We start from the raw sequence: 18055 nt of genomic DNA, 5'->3' as shown, positions 1-18055 counted from the left end.
ATTCAGGAAAGAAAGTTCAGACAGTAGGTGGTTATGCGGATATTCTTGCTAATCCGGATGTGACTTGGGAGACTTCTGAGCAGCTTAACTTTGGTCTTGATTCACGTTTCCTTAATTCTCGACTAGGCTTGACCTTCGACTGGTATGTGAAAACTACCAAAGACTGGTTGGTTACAGCTCCGATTTCAGGAGTTTGGGGGCTAAATCCTCCAGCAGTGAATGGCGGAGATATCGAAAACCGCGGTTTTGAGGTTGCCTTGAATTGGAATGATAAAGTAGGCGAATTTAATTACGGTGCAACTGTAAACTTTGCCCACAATAAGAATGAGGTAACACGTATTGCCAATGCGGAGGGTATTATTCACGGAGATGCCAACGTATTAAGTCAGGGTACAACGGAAATGTATCGTGCCCAGGTTGGATATCCGATCGGATACTTCTATGGCTACAAAACAGCAGGTGTGTTCCAGAACTGGAGTCAGGTAGATGGTACTGCTGCTAAGTATGCAGGAGCACAGCCGGGTGACTTGATTTTTGTTGATTCAAACAATGACGGAAAAATCACAGAAGACGACCGTACACAGATTGGTAATCCGCATCCGGACTTTACCATGGGTCTGAATCTTAATTTCTCTTACAAAGGTTTTGATTTGAACATCACTGGAGCAGGTGCCTTCGGTCAGCAGATCGCTAAATCGTACCGTTCTTTTGCGGATTCTCCCTTACAAAATTATACTACAGACATCTTTGGCCGTTGGACTGGCGAAGGTACTTCCAATAAATTACCTCGTCTGACTTCTGGTAGCCATACAAACTGGCAGAATATTTCTGATATATATATTGAAGATGGTGATTATCTGAAAATTCAGAACCTTACAATTGGCTACGACTTTAAGAAGTTGTTCCCAACAATGCCTCTTGGACAAGCACGCTTGTATTTAACAGCTCAGAACCTGTTCACATTTACCGGTTATTCGGGCATGGATCCGGAAATTGGTTATGGCTACGATAAGAGTTGGGTTTCTGGTATTGATTTGGGTTACTATCCAAGCCCCAGAACATATATGGTAGGTGTAAATCTTAAATTTTAAATGAGAGAATAAATATGAAAAAAGTATTATATATTGCCGCTTCTGCGCTACTGTTTACAAGTTGCGAAAGTTTCTTGGATACGGAAAGCTACACTAAGAAAACAACAGGTAATTATCCCGTTACTGAAAAAGATGCGATTCAGCTGGTTACAGGTGTTTATGCTACTTTAAATAAACCAATAGCCAATTGCCAGAATACCTATTTCTATTTGTCGGAACTGGCTTCGGACGACCGTTTTGGTGGTGGTGGTGAGAATGATAAGGATATGCAGGTGATGGACCACTTGTTATATACTAACATCAACCGTTTCCAATCTTTCTGGACAGACCGTTATTCAGGCATTAACCGTGCCAATATGGCCATCGCAAACCTGGATAAGGTTGCAAATGAAACCATGAGAAATCAGATGATGGGTGAAACTTTAACCCTTCGCGCTTTTTTCTATAATGAATTGGTTGAAATGTTCGGAAGTGTGCCTTTAATTACAACTGTTCCCCAAAATGTGGCTGAAGCACAGGCTTATCCTGCACAGTCTCCCGTCGATGAGATTTATGCATCCATTGCCGCCGATTTAAAGAAGGCAATCGAGATAATGCCAAATAAAAAATGGAACGAAACAGTTTCTGGAGCAGGACATTTAACCAAATGGACAGCAGAAGCTTTGTTGGGTCGTGTATTTTTGTTCTATACCGGTTTCTATGGTAAAGAGTCTCTGCCTTTAATGGGTGAAGATGGAACTATATCAGGTTCTATAGGCAAAGACGAAGTTGCTGCAGCTCTGAAAGATTGTATTGATAATAGCGGACATAGTTTGGTAAGCGATTATCGTAGTTTGTGGCCTTATTCAAATAAACTTTCTAAGAAAGATTATCCCTATGTGAAAAATGCACCGGATTGGGTGAAGGATGGCGAAAATCCAGAACAGGTTTTTGCAATCAAATGTTCTCATTTGGCTGACTGGAGTACTACAATCGGATACTCGAATCAGTATATGTTGCATTTTGCAATCCGTAGCCATGGTGGTGCTGATCAATACAAGAAACTATTCCCATTCGGTCAGGGTTGGGGTGCTGGTCCGGTTAGTCCGAAACTTTGGAAAGAGTGGCAGGCAGCTGAACCTAACGATCCACGAAGAGAAGCATCTATTTTGGATGGATCCAAAACAGAGGGTTATATTTATGGAGCTGATAAACAGATGGAAGAAACTGGTTTGTGGCAGAAAAAAATTGTTGCAACAACCGGTGCTAAGGAATATAATGCTGATGGTACAATTAAAACACTCTTCAATAGCTTTACTTCTTCAACTGATTACTACGGAGACGGGGCAGATGACGACTTCCAACTTGGTCATGAAATCGATTTGAACGTGATCCGTTTTGCTGATGTGCTTCTGATGCATTCAGAAATTACCAAAACTGCGGATGGAATGAACCGTGTACGTGCCCGTGCTGGTCTTCCTGCAGTTACCTATTCTGAAACAGCTTTACGCAATGAACGTAGGTGGGAGCTTGCATTTGAAGGTACTCGCTGGGCTGATATCAGACGTTGGGGTATTGCAGAACAGGCTCTTAGCAATCAGTTAGGTTCTGATATCTGGAACCGCGGTGTAGCTACTGTGATGAAAAATCAAGGTGCCGGTTATGCAGCTCGTTACGCTGCAACCAAGGGATTCATGCCTATTCCACAATCTGAAATTGATCTATCTAATGGTGTTTTGAAACAAAATGCCGGATGGGATGCTTCTGCAGTCTTTGTAAGCTGGAATGAATAGTAAAATGTTAAATTTAAATCTTAATAAGAATCTTATGAACAAGACATTAATATATTCCATGTTAGCTGCTTCATTACTGATGGTTGCTTGTGATCCTGCGGAAGACAGAGATGTGCTTTCTGGAGCAATAACAGCCGATCAATTGAATATAACAGCTACACCTCAAGTGGTTGACGGGAAAAATTCAAACTACATCGATTTAAACAGCGATGGAGTAGGTACGTTGACCTCCTGGTTTTATGGTAACGGAACTACCACAAGCACAAAAACAACCGTACAGGTGGTGCTTGCCGGTCAGCGTGAAATATTTTTTACCGGATTGAATCACGATGGAACCTACATAACAAAAACATTGACTGTACAAGTTGATACGCTTATCAATGTTGCTCCGGAATGGGGTATTCTGTGCGGTACCGGTGAGAAAAATTGGGTATGGGATAATACGTTAAGCGCCGTTTGGGGTAACGGAGGTTATAAAGGTAATACATCTCCAGGCTGGTGGACAGTTGCTTTGGCAGATATCGATGGTCAGGCTGCCGGAGAAGGAGCCGGAGCAAAAATGACTTTTGCGGTTGATGGTTCGGGTTTGACAAAAATCAAATCAGATGGTTCGTCCACAAAAGGTTCATTTGTCTTTGATATGTCAGTTATTACAAAAGACGACGGAGGTGCTGTTTGGGCAAAAGGTAAACTTACAACCAAGAATGTTACTGTACTTTGTGGTAAATCACCCAATGAAGGTAACGGTCCGGTTTATTCGTATGATATTCTGAAACTGGATGACCAGAAGATGGTGCTTTCATATCCTGAGCCTGGTGCAGGTTCTTGGGGTACAGCATGGTTCTGGATGTTTAGAGCTGAATGATAGGTTGTTTATAATTTGGAAGAGTGCAGGAGTTTTCCTGCACTCTTTTATCTCTTAATAAATTTGTGCAATTAACTTTAAGTAGTATTATGCAAAAGGTATATTGTTTTATCACTCTTCTGTTTATGTTGTCTTGTGCTTCTTTCGAAAGTAAGTATATCATTGAAGGAAAGCTGAAAGGAAAAACTTACGATGGAGAATTTATTTATTTAGTTCCGGTTGAGGGTGCTACTGCTGAGACGGTTGATTCTGTACAGATAAAGGATGGTGCTTTTAGATTCGAAGGGGATGCTTCAGTCCCTTCAATTTGTATATTACGAACCCGACCTTTGTTACGAATGGAATTGCAGGAGTTACTTGTTGTTACTGAACCGGGAACAATCAGTGTTATACTTGATACAGAGAGCTCTGCCAAGGGAACTCCTCAGAATGAAGCCCTTCAATTGTGGAAAGAACAGAAACGAAACTCTGATTTTGCATATACGAATATAAATCAGCAATTACTTGAAGCCGACGAATCTAAAAAAGAGGAACTAAAAAAGCTTCAAATGAAGTACGATAAGGAATATTCCAATTTTAATTATAATTTTGTAAAGCAATATAAGCATACGGCTGTAGGTGAATTTGTGTATAAGATGACCGGTTTTTCCTTTACCCCAGAACAAAAAAAGGAATTAAACTCCTTGTAAATTACATGCTAAGGCCGTTGTATGTAACTTTAAAATGAAAATTATTCATGACAAAAAAGGAAGTACTTATCAAAGCTGGATCTGTAATGATGTTTGCTATACTATGTATAGCTTTCTTTCAATTTTTTTATCCGTATCATCTGTTTATTAAAGAACAGCTACAGCTTTTTTTGTTTACTTCCGAATATTTTATCTCTTATTTATCTAAACCGGCTTCACTAGCCTCTTATCTGGGCGACTTCTTTACCCAATTTTTTTATCTTCGCTGGGGAGGGGCTCTGGTTTTAGCCTTGCTACTTTGTGTGGAGTGGCTGCTGATCGCTTGCCTGTTGCGAAAATTGGGGGCAGAAAAGAATGTGTTGCTTTATGCTTTCTTTCCCATTATTGGAGAATGGGTATTGCATTGTGGGCTGGGGTATTCCGTGTCTTCTACTATTACTGTAATTCTTTGTATAATTATTTTTTTGCTTTACGCCACAATTAAAAAACGATTTATCGCATTTCTGGTTGCGATTCTTCTTCAACCCATTTTGTATGCATTGCTGGGAAGTGGATTGTTTACATTTAACCTATTACTTTTGCTGACAGATTCTATCAGAAAAGAGAAATTGAACTTATTAGCATACGTAATTCTTTTTACGGGTATTTTGATTCCGTTTTTATTGCGCTCTCATTATCTGTTGACTATCGAACAGGCATATATCTATCCTCATAGAGAATTTATGGCATTTGTGCCACCTCTTTTAATAATAATGCTTGCTGGTGGCATGTCTTCCCGGGAGGTTAGAATATACACTTCCGATATCAGATATACTCCTTTCCTTTTTGGATTACAACTTATATTGTTGATAGGAGGTGTACTATCCAGAGCAAATTTTCACAGAGAAAAGATCCTTTCGCTTGACAGTGAGGCGTATTTTGGGAACTGGTCGAAGGTTTTGAACCAGGCTTCTTCTTATAATCTAAATGATAATATCGCAACTTATTATATAAATCTGGCATTGGCTCGCTACGGTCAGCTTCCGGACCACATCCTGGAGTTTTATCAGCCTGCTACAGACGGACTGTTTTTACCCGTAAACCCGAATGCTTCTCCTCTAACGATCTTCTTTAGCAATGAGGTGTTCTTTTATCTTGGGGATATGAATATGGCACAACATTCTTCTATGCTGGGAATGATTTTCTCTCCAAATAACAGAAGCTCTCGTCTTATCAAACGATTGGCAGAAATCAACATGATTAACGGAGAGAAAGAGGCAGCACGTAAATATTTAAGAATGCTTGAACCTACTCTTTTCCATCGTGCATGGGCTAAGAAGCGTTTGCAGATCCTTGATGCCGATACATTGATTGCCTCAACAGATGCCTGGCTGAAAGAGAAACGAAGCATGATTCCGAAACGTGACACGCTGCGTAGTTCGACCGATTATCTTGCATCATTAAATCTTCTGGCCTCAAGTAATCCGGCTAATAAAATGGCGGTCGACTATCTGTTATGCTATCATTTGTTATCGAAAGATATCCGGTCTTTTACCAATACCTATAACCGCTATGTAAAAGATACTTCTCCTGTGTTACCCCGGATTTATGGAGAGGCATTGCTGATAAGTCTTCTTAACTCCAAAGCAACGGATAAAGAGGTTCAATCTTACGGAATATCTCCGGATATGATTCGTGAATTTGCCGAGTATACAAGATTATACGAGCAAAGTAACGGACGAGGGGAGTTGTTGCAGGCAAAATTTGGAAAGAGTTACTGGTTTTATTTTCACTTTGCAAAAATGGATACAAAATGAAGCATATTATATACTACTTACTTTTGTTACTGCTTATCATTCAGTCGGGATGTAACCGTCCGTCTGAGATACAGAAGATTGATGGAATGCCACCGATCTATCCAGATTATACCAATATTACTATCCCGTATAACATAGCTCCCTTAAATTTCTTATTACGAAATAAGCCGCAATCTGTCGAAGTTTCTGTTAAGGGGAAAAATACATCTTTTGTCGTATACGGAAATGAAAAGATACAATTCCCCGAAAGGAAATGGAGATCATTATTAGAGTCCGAAAAAGGGAATGATATAACAGTTGAGGTTACAGTTGAAAAAGATGGGAAGTGGTATCGTTATGCTGCGTTTAAATGGAAAGTATCTATCCATAAAATTGATTCGTATTTGAGTTACCGAAGGATTGAACCAGGATACGAGGTGTGGAATAAAATTCAGATATGTCAGCGGAATCTGGAGAATTTTTCTGAAAAAGTATTGGCGGATAATAATCTGACCGATGGATCTTGCATGAATTGCCACATTTACAATCAACATCAGAAGGATGTTTCCCTTTTTCATTTAAGGGGGAAAAAGGGAGGAACAATTCTGAATAGGAATGGAAAACTTCGAAAATTAAATACAAAAGGAGTCAATAGCTTTGCTCCGGCGGTTTATGGGGCCTTCCATCCTTCAGGACGCTTTGGTGTCTTCTCGCAAAATACAATAATTCCGGAATTTCATGCCTATCGCTCCGAACGTCTGGAAGTATATGATACCGCATCAGATCTGGTTATTCTCGATTTTGATAAAAACAGTGTAAATACATCCTTATTGGTTTCAGGGGATCAGACATTGGAAACTTTTCCTGTGTTCTCGGCAGATGGAAAGTCGGTTTACTATTGTGCAGCTCCTCAGTTGCCTTTACCCGACAGCATCCGTTCACTTCGTTACAGCCTGATGCGAATCGACTTTGATGAAAAAAGCGGTAAATTTGGCAATAAGATTGACACCATTCTCTCTGCAAATAGTCTGCAACAATCGGTCAGCTTCCCCAAGGTTTCTCCAAACGGACGTTTTCTGCTTTTCTGTGTATCAGATTATGGCACTTTCCCGATTTGGCACAATGAAACTGACTTGCGTATGCTTGACTTGAAAACAGGAGGTGTTGATTCCCTTAAACAAGTAAACGCCTGGTATTCGGATTCATATCATAGCTGGTCGTCCGAAAGCCGGTGGTTTGTTTTTGCAAGCAAACGCGACAACGGAATATATGGAAAGCCCTATTTTTCATATATAGATAACAACGGAGTAGCCAGTAAACCATTTGTTCTGCCTCAGAAAGATCCGGCTTATTACGATTATACACTTATTTCATTTAATATACCCGAATTATCGAAAGATGGTGTATCTTTCGGTGCAATGGATGTAGAAGATGCCTATTTTAATTTACCGACGGATGAGATGAAGTAAATAAAAATTATTCGAATGAAGATACTATTAAGAAATGCCAACGGGATGCTAACACTCTTACTTGGAGTTGTTGTCTTTATTTTTTATGCCTTTTTCTATGCAAATCACCTGCATTTCCAGGAACAGCTGCAGTTATTTCAGTTTACTGTGCCGTATTTTATAGAATCAATCTCTATTCCTTCCGGGTTTACGGCATTCTTGAGTCAGTTCATTACCCAGTTTTTCTATTTACCGTGGGTAGGACCCGTATTAATGGCGCTACTTATGGTACGCTTGCAACTAATGGTAAAATGGGTTGCTTTCCGTATAAAGAGGAATCCAAATCTTGAACCATTTACATTTGTTCCCCCTCTTTTTTTATGGGCCCTTCTATGTGACGAAAATTATATGCTTGGGGGATTGGTTGCATTAATTCTTACGCTTCAGTTGGTTTGGGTACTTACTAAAATCAGTTCGCCTGTAGTACGTATCATTGCTACGATGATTTTCATCCCAATTACTTATTGGCTTGCAGGAGGTACTGCGGTACTAATGCCTCTGATCATGATTGTATTTGAACTTACTCGTCCCACTGAAAATAGAGTGTCGGTCTGGTGGATTGGTGCAGGATATCTAATTTTAATGCTTATTTCGCCACTTATCGCTAAAAACTACCTGGTTCTTCTTCCATCAATGCAGGTTTTTATCGGATACGGTTATTATCGTTATCTTATTTATCTGCCTTTTGGAATCCTGCTGTTATGGGCGTTGACGTTTTTAGTAATGCTTTTGTATGCTTTTTTGCCAAAGAGTGTGATGGATGGAAAGAAGAGTTTACCATTTTATATCTCTTCGCTTTTTCTTGTGTGGGGCGGAGCTGCGTATCTGGTAGCAGGTTCTTACAATCGCATCGCCGAGGAGGTAATGACATACGACTACTTTATTCGGACCAAACAATGGGATAAGGCAGTGGCTTTGGCCGAAAAAGATGCCCCAGCTAATCCGCTTGCAGTAGCAAGTCTTAATCTGGCCCTTAGTCAGAAGGGACTATTAGGGGATAAGATGTTTCATTTTATTCAGAATGGGAGTGAGGGGTTGATTCCGCAATTTGATAGGGACTATTTCTTGCCTATGATGGTCGGGGAGGTTTATTACTATCTTGGATTGACAAATACAGCACAGCGTTTTGCATTTGAAGGAATGGAGGCTATTCCCGATTATCAAAAAAGCGCCCGCTGTTTGAAACGGTTGGCCGAAACGAATTTAATAAACGGCTCTTATGAAGTTTCCAGAAAGTACCTGCTCATACTCCAAAATACTTTTTTCTATAAAGATTGGGCTACCGAAACGCTTGCCTATTTAGGAGATGAAGATCGGATCAACAATCATCCGGAATGGGGAAGAATTAGAAAATTCAGACCTAAAGAAGATTTCTTATTTGATGGGAATCAGCTGGATATGATATTAGGAATGCTTATTCAACAAGAGCCGACGAACCGGATGGCATACGAATATCTGATGGGCTATTGCCTGCTGAATAAAGATTTACCACATTTTATGCAGTATGTCGACTTAGGGAAAGAGATAGGTTATAAGTCGATGCCGATCAGTTATCAGGAAGCGGCTTTATATGTATGGGGATTGCAATCGACGGATCTGAGCCAGACACCTTTCCCAGTCAATAATGAGGTAAAAAAACGGATGCAGACATATGCAGGCATCTATACAACAAGAGAGGATGCCCAGATGTATCTTGAAAAGGAGTTTGCTGATACTTACTGGTATTATTTCCATTACAGATACAAAAATATTATTAAGAGAAACGAAGAATTCAGGCAAATGCATTGACGCTATATCACGCCTTTTATCTACTAATTTAAACCATAAAAGAAGATGAAAACTATATATACATGGATGATTCTATATCTGTTACTTTTTACAAGTTGTGGTGAGCAGGTAATTAATCCGGAAAAACTGAATGTTATACCACCTGTTTTTCCGGATTACACAGGAGTGACAGTCCCGGCCAGCATTGCCCCTCTTAATTTTGTCCTCTCAATCCCGTATGATAAGATTGATGTAACTATTTCCGGAAAGAAGGGAGGCTTACATATTCAGTCGGACAAGGTTGCAGCCTTTCCTCCGTCGGACTGGAGTTCCATTGTTCAGGATAACATAGGAGATAGTCTGCAAATTACAGTTTCGGTCAAATCAGAGGGTAAATGGAGGCAGTATCTTCCTTTTGCCATCTATATTTCGCCCGATTCGATTGATTATGGCTTGGTATACCGACTGATTGCTCCGGGATATGAAGTCTGGAGTAAGATGGGAATCTATGAAACCTGTTTAAGTACGGCTAAACAATCTACTATTCTGGATAATAAACTGATGGCTCCTAATTGTATGAACTGCCATACATTTCCGCAGAATAATCCTCATAAGATGAGTCTGCATATCCGGGGAGCAAATGGGGCTACAGCATTGGTGCAGAACGGATCGATTGAAATGCTTGCAACTAAAACGGATAAAATGATTGGTAATGCACAATATACATACTGGCATTCATCTGAAAAATATATTGCTTTTTCGACAAATAAAACCCAGCAAGGCTTTCATGCAAGAGATGAAAAGCGTGTGGAGGTAATCGATTTGGAGTCGGATGTCTTTGTTTATGATATTGTTAACAACGAAATGGTAAGTTGTCCCCAATTAAGTAGTAAAGAGTCGTTCGAGACTTTTCCCTCTTTTTCAGCAGATGGCAAAACTCTTTTCTTCTGTACAGCAGCTGCGCGTCCGATTCCCGAAGAATACAATCAGATACGTTATAATTTGTGTAGTGTATCGTTTGATCCCGTTTCACGGACTTTCGGAAATAAAGTAGATACTCTGGTTGCTGCCGAAGCTATGGGTAAGAGCGTATCTTTTCCAAGACCATCATACGATGGAAAGTATATAATGTTTACCATGTCTGATTATGGAAACTTTTCCATATGGCATAAGGAGGCCGATTTATGGTTGGTCGATCTAAATACAGGAATTTCACGTTCTCTAACCGAAGTCAACAGCAGTGATGTGGAAAGTTATCACAACTGGAGCAGTAACTCACGCTGGTTTGTGTTTAGTAGCCGACGGATTGACGGACTTTATACCCGTCCTTTTATTGCGAACATTGATTCGAATGGAAAGATTGGAAAGCCATTTCTTTTACCGCAAAAGGATCCGGAAGAATATATACGCAGTTTTTATTCATATAATCTTCCGGAATTTGTAACAGGACCTGTGGAAGTCAATCCCCGCGACCTGGCTGCGGCAGCAATGAAGCCTGAACGCAAACAGGTGAAACCGGCCAATTAAAACTTGCGGAAGGTGTATTTTTTATTGTCGGCTTTAAGAATTAATTGTTTGCGGTCGACTTTCTCAACACTGTAGTGACGTGTAGCTTCTGTCCAATCAGTAAAGGGTAAAAAACTGGCAACAGGTACAGGATTGTCGGTAAGCTCGATAACAATCGAGTTGTTGTCCGGCATGTTGTTGAATCCATACTCCGACCGGAAACTATCAGACTTGGGACTGTAAATCTGATACATAAAAAGAGTATTTTGAAAGTTGAAATAGATTGTATCTACAGTCGTTACCTGTCCATCGGATTCAACCTGTTGCATTTGCCATTTCCCTTCCAGGGGAGTATTTAATTCTTGTCCGCAAGCACTCAAAAGTAGTAAGGCTATGGCGGATAGGGCTATTTTTTTCATTAGTTTATAATTTTGTGAAGTACAAATTTAGATAAAAATAAGCATATTCTATCACGAATATGGAAAATGCAGGGGTAATGCTGCTTAATAAATATACGATTGCACCAGATTAAGCAGAAGCAAAAATCCCGGGAATTTGTCATATCCCCGGGATTAATAGCTTTACAGCCTACGTTCAATTAAAGAACTCCTTTGGTGGAAGGAAGTTCGTAGTTAAATATATCCCTACGGATGGCCATCTTTATTGATCTGGCCAATGCTTTGAATATACCTTCTATTTTATGATGCTCATTCTGACCTTCGGCTTTGATTGTGAGATTCATTCGGGCTGCGTCACTTAGGGATTTGAAAAAATGAAGAAACATTTCGGTTGGCATGTCTCCAATCTTTTCCCTATTGAATGTTGCATCCCATACAAGCCAGGGACGACCTCCAAAGTCTAAGGCAACCGTACAGAAACAGTCATCCATAGGCAGACAATATCCATAACGTTCAATTCCCCTTTTATCTCCAAGCGATTTTAATAAAGCTTCCCCTAATGCAATTGCCGTGTCCTCAATGGTATGGTGTTCGTCAACTTCAAGATCGCCTTTCACTTTAATAGTAAGATCTATCCCGGCATGTTTGCCGATCTGATCAAGCATATGATCAAAAAATCCCAATCCGGTAGCTATGTCTGTTTTACCTTTTCCATCCAGATTTACTTCAACATAAATATCTGTTTCGCGCGTGGTTCGCTTGATAACAGCTCTTCTTTCTCCAGCAAAAAGAAACTCAGTGATTTTATTCCAGTCACCCGTACATAAAACACAACAAGCCTCAAGATCTCTGGCTTTCAATTGCTGATCAGCATCTTCTCCATCGTATAGCCAGATTGCTTTCGCACCTAAGTTTTTAGCCAACTCCACATCGGTCAGCCTGTCTCCAATCACAAAGCTGTTAGTCAGGTCGTACGAACCATCCATGTACTTATGTAACATTCCGGTACGAGGTTTCCGGTTGGGTGAGTTCTCTTCGGGCATTGACGGATCAAACAACAAATCGTCGAATGTGATGCCTTCACCTTCCAATGCTTTCATAAGTTTGTTTTGCGCAGGCCAGAAAGTCTCTTCCGGAAAGGATGTAGTACCCAAGCCATCCTGATTGCTGACCATCACAAATTCGAAGTCCAGCTTTTTGCGGATGAAATATAGATTCCTGAAAATTTTAGGATAAAATTCCAGCTTTTCCAAGCTGTCCAGCTGATAATCGACAGGAGGCTCAACCACCAGCGTACCATCTCTATCTATAAATAGGGCTCTTTTCATATTGCGGCTTTTTTTAGCGATTCAATTAAAGTCTCATTTTCTACAGGAGTACCCACAGTAATGCGCAAACAGCCCAAACATAAGGCAATATTGGTGCGGTTTCGTACTATAACTCCTTGTTCGACAAGGTGGTTGTAGAGCTTGTTTGCGTCTTCTACCTGTACTAATACAAAATTGGCATCGGTTGGGTAAATCTTCTTTACAATAGGAAGAAGACTGAGCCTGCTAATAAGTTTTTCTCTTTCCTTAAGTAATACTTCGACCCATTCGTTTACCTTGGATGGATTCTCCAACAGATCAATTGCATATTTCTGAGAAAGCTGGTTGATATTATATGGGTACTTTATCTTATTCAGTACAGCTATAATTTCGGGAGTGGCAAAGGCCATTCCTAAACGTATACCTGCACTTCCCCAAGCTTTTGATAAAGTTTGCAACACCACTAAATTAGGATAAGTGCTAAGCTCACTCAAGAACGAAGGTTCCGAAGAGAAATCAATGTAGGCTTCATCCACCACTACGATACCTCCGAATCCAACGAGCACTTTGCGAATCTCCTCCCGATTCAGACTGTTTCCGGTTGGGTTGTTAGGTGAGCAAAGAAATAAAAGTTTGGCAGCAGGTGCCTCGTTGTGCGATAACAGATTTTCGGCCTTAAACTGAAACTGTTCATCAAGTAGTACCGGAATATAGGGTACATTATTCACATCTGCGGCAACTTTATACATCCCGTAGGTAGGATCGATGGCCAGAATACAGTCTCTGGCGGGTTCGCAGAAAGCTCTTATCAATAAATCGATGGGTTCGTCGCTTCCGTTACCCAATAGAATGTTTTTTACATCCACCTTTTTAATTTCAGCAATGCGTTCTTTCACTTTCCACTGCATAGGATCCGGATAACGATTATAGGGGGCATTATATGGATTTTCGTTAGCATCCAGAAAAACGGAGGCTTCACCATGGAATTCATCTCTTGCTGATGAATAAGGTTTTAAATTCCATACATTGGGGCGAACTAATTCTTTTAACTCTTTCATACGTATATAATTTATAATTGAAAGGTATGAGGTACGAAACTTATTCTATGCATGACCGTCGACTTCGTTAATGGTGCGTTTACTCTTTTCATAAACTACTGAGTCTTATAGTTACCGCATTACGGTGTGCATCCAGTTGTTCTCCAGCAGCCATTACCTCAATGGTATTACCTAAATTTCTTATTCCCTCTTTTGTAATTTCCTGAAAGGTGATTTTTTTGATGAAACTATCCAGATTTACACCGCTGTAAGAACGGGCATAACCATTAGTCGGCAACGTATGATTGGTTCCCGAAGCATAGTCGCCGGCACTTTCAGGAGTATACGCACCCATAAAAACACTTCCTGCATTGGTAATCTGATCTGCTATGAAGTCATAATTATTTGTTTGTATAATCAGGTGTTCTGGAGCATACTGATTGGTGAAACGAATTACTTCGGCATCGTCTTTCAACACGATTATACGGCTGTGCAAAAGCGCTTTCTCAGTAATCTCTTTGCGAGGTAATTTCTCCAATTGTTCCTGAACAGCTTTTACAACAGGTTCTACAATTTCTTCGGATGTGGTAACAAGTATAGCCTGACTATCAGGACCATGTTCAGCCTGCGATAGAAAATCGGCTGCAATAAACTCCGGATTGGCATTTTTATCGGCTATAACTTCAACTTCCGAAGGTCCTGCCGGCATGTCGATCGCGACTTCCTTTAGGCTAACCAGCTGTTTTGCTGCGGTAACATATTGATTTCCTGGGCCAAAAATCTTGTATACTTTAGGTACAGACTCTGTTCCATAGGCCATAGCCGCAATTGCTTGTATACCTCCGACTTTGGCAATAATGCTGACATCAGCTATTTTAGCTGCATACAATATTGCCGGATGTAGCTTCCCTTCCTTATTGGGTGGCGAGCACAATACAATCTCTTTACAACCTGCAATCTTTGCTGGAATAGCTAACATGAGAACCGTCGAAAACAGTGGTGCGCTACCTCCGGGAATATATAATCCTACTTTTTCAATGGCAACAGCCTTTTGCCAACAGGTTACTCCGGTTGTGGTTTCAATACGATTACCGTTAAATTTTTGTGCTTCGTGAAACTTTTCAATGTTGTTTTTAGCAATAAGAATAGCCTCTTTTAATTCAGCATTCACCAAGGTCTCAGCTTCGTTTATCTCAGTTTCACTTACCAACAAATCTGATATTTTAACTTTATCGAATTGCTCCCCATATTTTTTTACGGCTTCGTCGCCTTGGGTATGTACTTCATCTAAAACTTTTTGAACGGTACCGAACAACGAACTTACATCCAGAGCCGGACGTTTTATAAGTTTATTCCATTCATCCGGATTGGGGTATTTTATAATTTCCATACTACCATCGTTTATAAAATCATTTTTTCAATCGGAATAACCAGTATACCTTCAGCTCCTAGAGCTTTCAGCTTGCCTATTATCTCCCAGAAGTGCTTTTCAGCAATTACAGATTGTATGGATACCCATCCCTCTTCGGCTAACGGAGTTACAGTAGGGCTCTTCATCCCGGGGAGGATTTCGATTATTTCCTTTAATTTATTTTCCGGAGCATTTAGCAGTACATATTTTTTCCCTTCAGCTGTTTGAATGGCTTCGAAACGGAAAATCAGCTCATCCAGAATTTCTTTTTTTGAATCGGTAAGTTCGCTGTTTGCGATAAGAAGGGCTTCGCTTTGCATTACTACATCTACTTCCTTTAATTGATTGCTCACCAATGTACTTCCAGAACTTACAATATCGAAAATTGCATCTGCCAAACCAATGCCAGGAGCTATTTCCACGGATCCACTGATAACATGTAATTCGGCCTTGACTTGCTTTTGTCTCAAATAGTCCTTCAGAATTTCGGGGTAGGAGGTTGCAATGGTTTTTCCATTAAACCACTCGATTCCTTTATATTCTTCATCTTTCGGTATAGCTAAAGATAATCTGCATTTGCTAAATCCCAAGCGTTTAATCAATAGAGCTTCCGCTCCTTTTTCGATGTACTCGTTCTCTCCAACGATACCAATATCCGCTACTCCGTTAGCCACCGATTGTGGTATATCATCATCGCGCAAGAAAAGTACTTCGACCGGAAATCCCTTTGCCGAAAGTAACAAGGTACGTTTCCCTTTATTCAGTTTTATACCAGCTTCTTCAAGAAGCATCATTGTTTCTTCAAACAACCTTCCTTTTGATTGTACTGCAATTCGTAACATATGTCTGTTTTTTAAATTAATACCTATATACCGACAAAAAAAGGCTTACCTTGAACGGTAAGCCTTCACTTTATTATTTTTAATGCACCTTTTAGACACCAAAACAGCCCACCGAACTATTGTCCGTTGTAATGATGGTGATGATGATGCATTGTATTCAGTTTCATATTTCTGATTGATTACGCTACAAAATTACAATAATTCTTGAATCTGCAATATTATATGATAAAATATTACAAATTATTTATAGGAGATACCATTTTATGAGTTTATAGAGAGTTTACGGGGACTTAAGGCATGCTTTTATTCTTTAAAGATTAATGATTTAATCTGCCGTGAAAAATGTCGGGACATTTTTTAAAAAATGTATATACTTTTTGGAGAAAATGTTATGAGTTATACAATCAAAAGTAACTATAATTTGATGCCCATTAAATGAAGACTTTATTATTCATCTTTAGCCAGTATTTCGTAGGTATAAGAACCTTTTTTTAGTCAATAACGTATATTCAAAAAATATAAGGTTTTGTTTCCATCTTTTGTAATTTAAATCTGAATTTAGAAAATAGGATGTTCCGATAAAAGTAATTTACTTCAAATGACATTACATATTAACAGTAGGATACGTCCCAATAAGGAAGATTATATGTTATTCAGCAGACAAAATTCATCAGGGCATTAGTAATAGGTATTATTAATAAAAAAATGTATGAATTGTTTATCTACTAGCTGAAATCACTAATTTTAAATGAGTTTTCTCCGTTGTAAAGGATTTAAATGTATTTTTGATTTTTATTTCAAAAAGTTATTTAACTAAGCCTGGTTTATTTTGAATCCGGCTTTTGACTATTTACCTATGAACGCTAGCAGAATGATTCCAATTGTTGCCATCACATTTGTTTTGGTTATGTCTTTTCTATTTTCTTGTAATAAAAATTATCCTATCCCGGATGAGATAAGTAAGGCTCAGGCATTAATGCTTGAACGTCCGGATAGTGCTTTGTTAATCCTCGAAGGACTGAAAGGGGTAGAGCATCTGCCTGCCAAATTAAAAGCTACTTATAATTTATGTTTAATTGAAGCGCGCGATAAAAATTACATTGTTCATACTTCAGATTCACTGATTAATACGGTCGTAGCCTTTTTTGAAAAAGAAGATGACCCCTTGATGAAAGCTAAAGCTTACTATTATCAAGGACGAATTTATGATGATATACGTGAAGTGGAAAAGTCGGCTCTTAGCTATAAAAAAGCCGAAACAATGGCCAATAAAACAACCGAGTATAGATTGCAGGCTTTGATATATAATCATTTAGCAAAACTTTCCTTTTACAGAGAATTATATAATGAAGCATTGGACTGGAATGTAAAAGCATATGGATCGTTACTTCAGTCGAAAGACACAGCATCGGCCTATTTTATATTAAGAGATATTGCACGTTCTAATTATTTGTTGAAACGATATGATAAATCGATGCAATATTTTAATGAAGCACTTAGCATAGCTGACAGGTATCAAAATAAAAGTGTTGAATCCTTGATGTATTATGAAATATCTCTTATGTATGACGCTAGACATATGTCAGATAGCTCTCTTTACTATATCCGCAAGTCTTTGTATACTGATCCTAATATTATAAAAAATGAAGAGATTAATTTGGGTGTATCTGATGCATATAGGAAAGTTAATCAGTTGGATTCTGCAAGGCTTTATTTAAATCAATGTAAAAATAGCAGTTCATTATATACAAAAACTGGCTATTACATGATTTTGGCTAAAATAGAAGAAGATGCCGGGAATTTAAATAAATCTATAGATGCATATAAATTATCTTATACATATCAGGACTCTATTCGTAATATAAGTAGTGCTGAAGCCTTGGCGGAGGTTGTGGCTAAATATGATAATGAAAAACTGGAGAACGAGAAAAATGTAATATTATTGGAAAAGTCCAGGGCATGGAGTAATTTCTATCTTATACTATCAGGAAGCTTGCTTCTGACAATTGCATTTGTTTACATCTTCTTTACGTTTAAACGAAGAAAAGAATCTCAATTAAGAGAAAGTGTAAACAAGTTGATTGACT

At 39.1% G+C, this 18055-nt stretch carries 13 protein-coding genes and 1 pseudogene; 9 read left to right on the top strand and 5 right to left on the bottom strand.

Annotated features, from left to right (window positions below):
• The 8 genes and pseudogenes from AB7E53_RS05860 to AB7E53_RS05825 form a co-directional block, all read left to right on the top strand.
• Positions 1 to 1091: pseudogene (locus tag AB7E53_RS05860) on the top strand (SusC/RagA family protein); the annotation flags it as partial.
• Between the two features lie 14 nt (positions 1092 to 1105).
• Positions 1106 to 2863, top strand: a complete 1758-nt coding sequence (locus AB7E53_RS05855; protein WP_079681838.1) for a RagB/SusD family nutrient uptake outer membrane protein — start codon at positions 1106 to 1108, stop codon at positions 2861 to 2863.
• 34 nt (positions 2864 to 2897) lie between these two features.
• Positions 2898 to 3728 (top strand): hypothetical protein, encoded by an 831-nt coding sequence (locus AB7E53_RS05850; RefSeq protein WP_446774701.1) that lies wholly within the window; start codon positions 2898 to 2900, stop codon positions 3726 to 3728.
• A gap of 89 nt (positions 3729 to 3817) precedes the next feature.
• Positions 3818 to 4417 carry a DUF4369 domain-containing protein gene (locus AB7E53_RS05845; RefSeq protein WP_350455838.1) on the top strand — a complete coding sequence of 200 codons (600 nt, stop codon included), beginning with the start codon at positions 3818 to 3820 and terminating at the stop codon, positions 4415 to 4417.
• 47 nt (positions 4418 to 4464) lie between these two features.
• Entirely contained in the window at positions 4465 to 6213 is a 1749-nt protein-coding gene (locus tag AB7E53_RS05840; RefSeq protein WP_446774699.1) for a DUF6057 family protein, read from the top strand.
• Entirely contained in the window at positions 6210 to 7661 is a 1452-nt protein-coding gene (locus tag AB7E53_RS05835; RefSeq protein WP_446774697.1) for a TolB family protein, read from the top strand. The genes AB7E53_RS05840 and AB7E53_RS05835 overlap by 4 nt, the downstream gene beginning before the upstream one ends.
• A gap of 15 nt (positions 7662 to 7676) precedes the next feature.
• On the top strand, positions 7677 to 9488 hold the full coding sequence (locus tag AB7E53_RS05830) for a DUF6057 family protein (protein ID WP_446774695.1): 1812 nt from the start codon (positions 7677 to 7679) through the stop codon (positions 9486 to 9488).
• A 45-nt stretch (positions 9489 to 9533) separates the two neighbouring features.
• A complete protein-coding gene (locus AB7E53_RS05825; RefSeq protein WP_446774693.1) occupies positions 9534 to 10994 on the top strand; it encodes a hypothetical protein in 1461 nt (486 codons plus the stop codon).
• Here AB7E53_RS05825 and AB7E53_RS05820 read toward each other — a convergent pair.
• The 5 genes from AB7E53_RS05820 to hisG all read right to left on the bottom strand — a co-directional run bounded on the left by AB7E53_RS05820 (position 10991) and on the right by hisG (position 15968).
• Positions 10991 to 11392, bottom strand: coding sequence for a lipocalin-like domain-containing protein (locus tag AB7E53_RS05820; RefSeq protein WP_350455843.1), 402 nt, complete (start codon positions 11390 to 11392; stop codon positions 10991 to 10993). The genes AB7E53_RS05825 and AB7E53_RS05820 overlap by 4 nt on opposite strands.
• Before the next feature lie 179 nt (positions 11393 to 11571).
• Positions 11572 to 12699: a bifunctional histidinol-phosphatase/imidazoleglycerol-phosphate dehydratase HisB gene (hisB, locus tag AB7E53_RS05815; RefSeq protein ID WP_446774692.1), complete on the bottom strand. Its 1128-nt coding sequence runs from the start codon at positions 12697 to 12699 to the stop codon at positions 11572 to 11574.
• Complete coding sequence (gene hisC, locus AB7E53_RS05810; protein ID WP_446774690.1) at positions 12696 to 13736, bottom strand: histidinol-phosphate transaminase; 1041 nt, start codon at positions 13734 to 13736, stop codon at positions 12696 to 12698. The genes hisB and hisC overlap by 4 nt, the downstream gene beginning before the upstream one ends.
• Before the next feature lie 88 nt (positions 13737 to 13824).
• Entirely contained in the window at positions 13825 to 15105 is a 1281-nt protein-coding gene (gene hisD / locus AB7E53_RS05805) for a histidinol dehydrogenase (RefSeq protein ID WP_446774688.1), read from the bottom strand.
• 11 nt (positions 15106 to 15116) lie between these two features.
• A complete protein-coding gene (gene hisG / locus AB7E53_RS05800) occupies positions 15117 to 15968 on the bottom strand; it encodes an ATP phosphoribosyltransferase (protein WP_179399272.1) in 852 nt (283 codons plus the stop codon).
• 871 nt (positions 15969 to 16839) lie between these two features.
• Here hisG and AB7E53_RS05795 point away from each other — a divergent pair.
• Positions 16840 to 18055 (top strand): tetratricopeptide repeat protein (locus tag AB7E53_RS05795; protein WP_446774686.1); only part of this gene is annotated, 1216 nt, incomplete at its 3' end.

It is taken from the genome of Macellibacteroides sp. (assembly GCF_050251695.1).
GTDB lineage: Bacteria > Bacteroidota > Bacteroidia > Bacteroidales > Tannerellaceae > Macellibacteroides > Macellibacteroides fermentans.
Note: the sequence above shows the minus strand (reverse complement) of the source record. Positions and strands in the feature narration are given on the sequence as shown.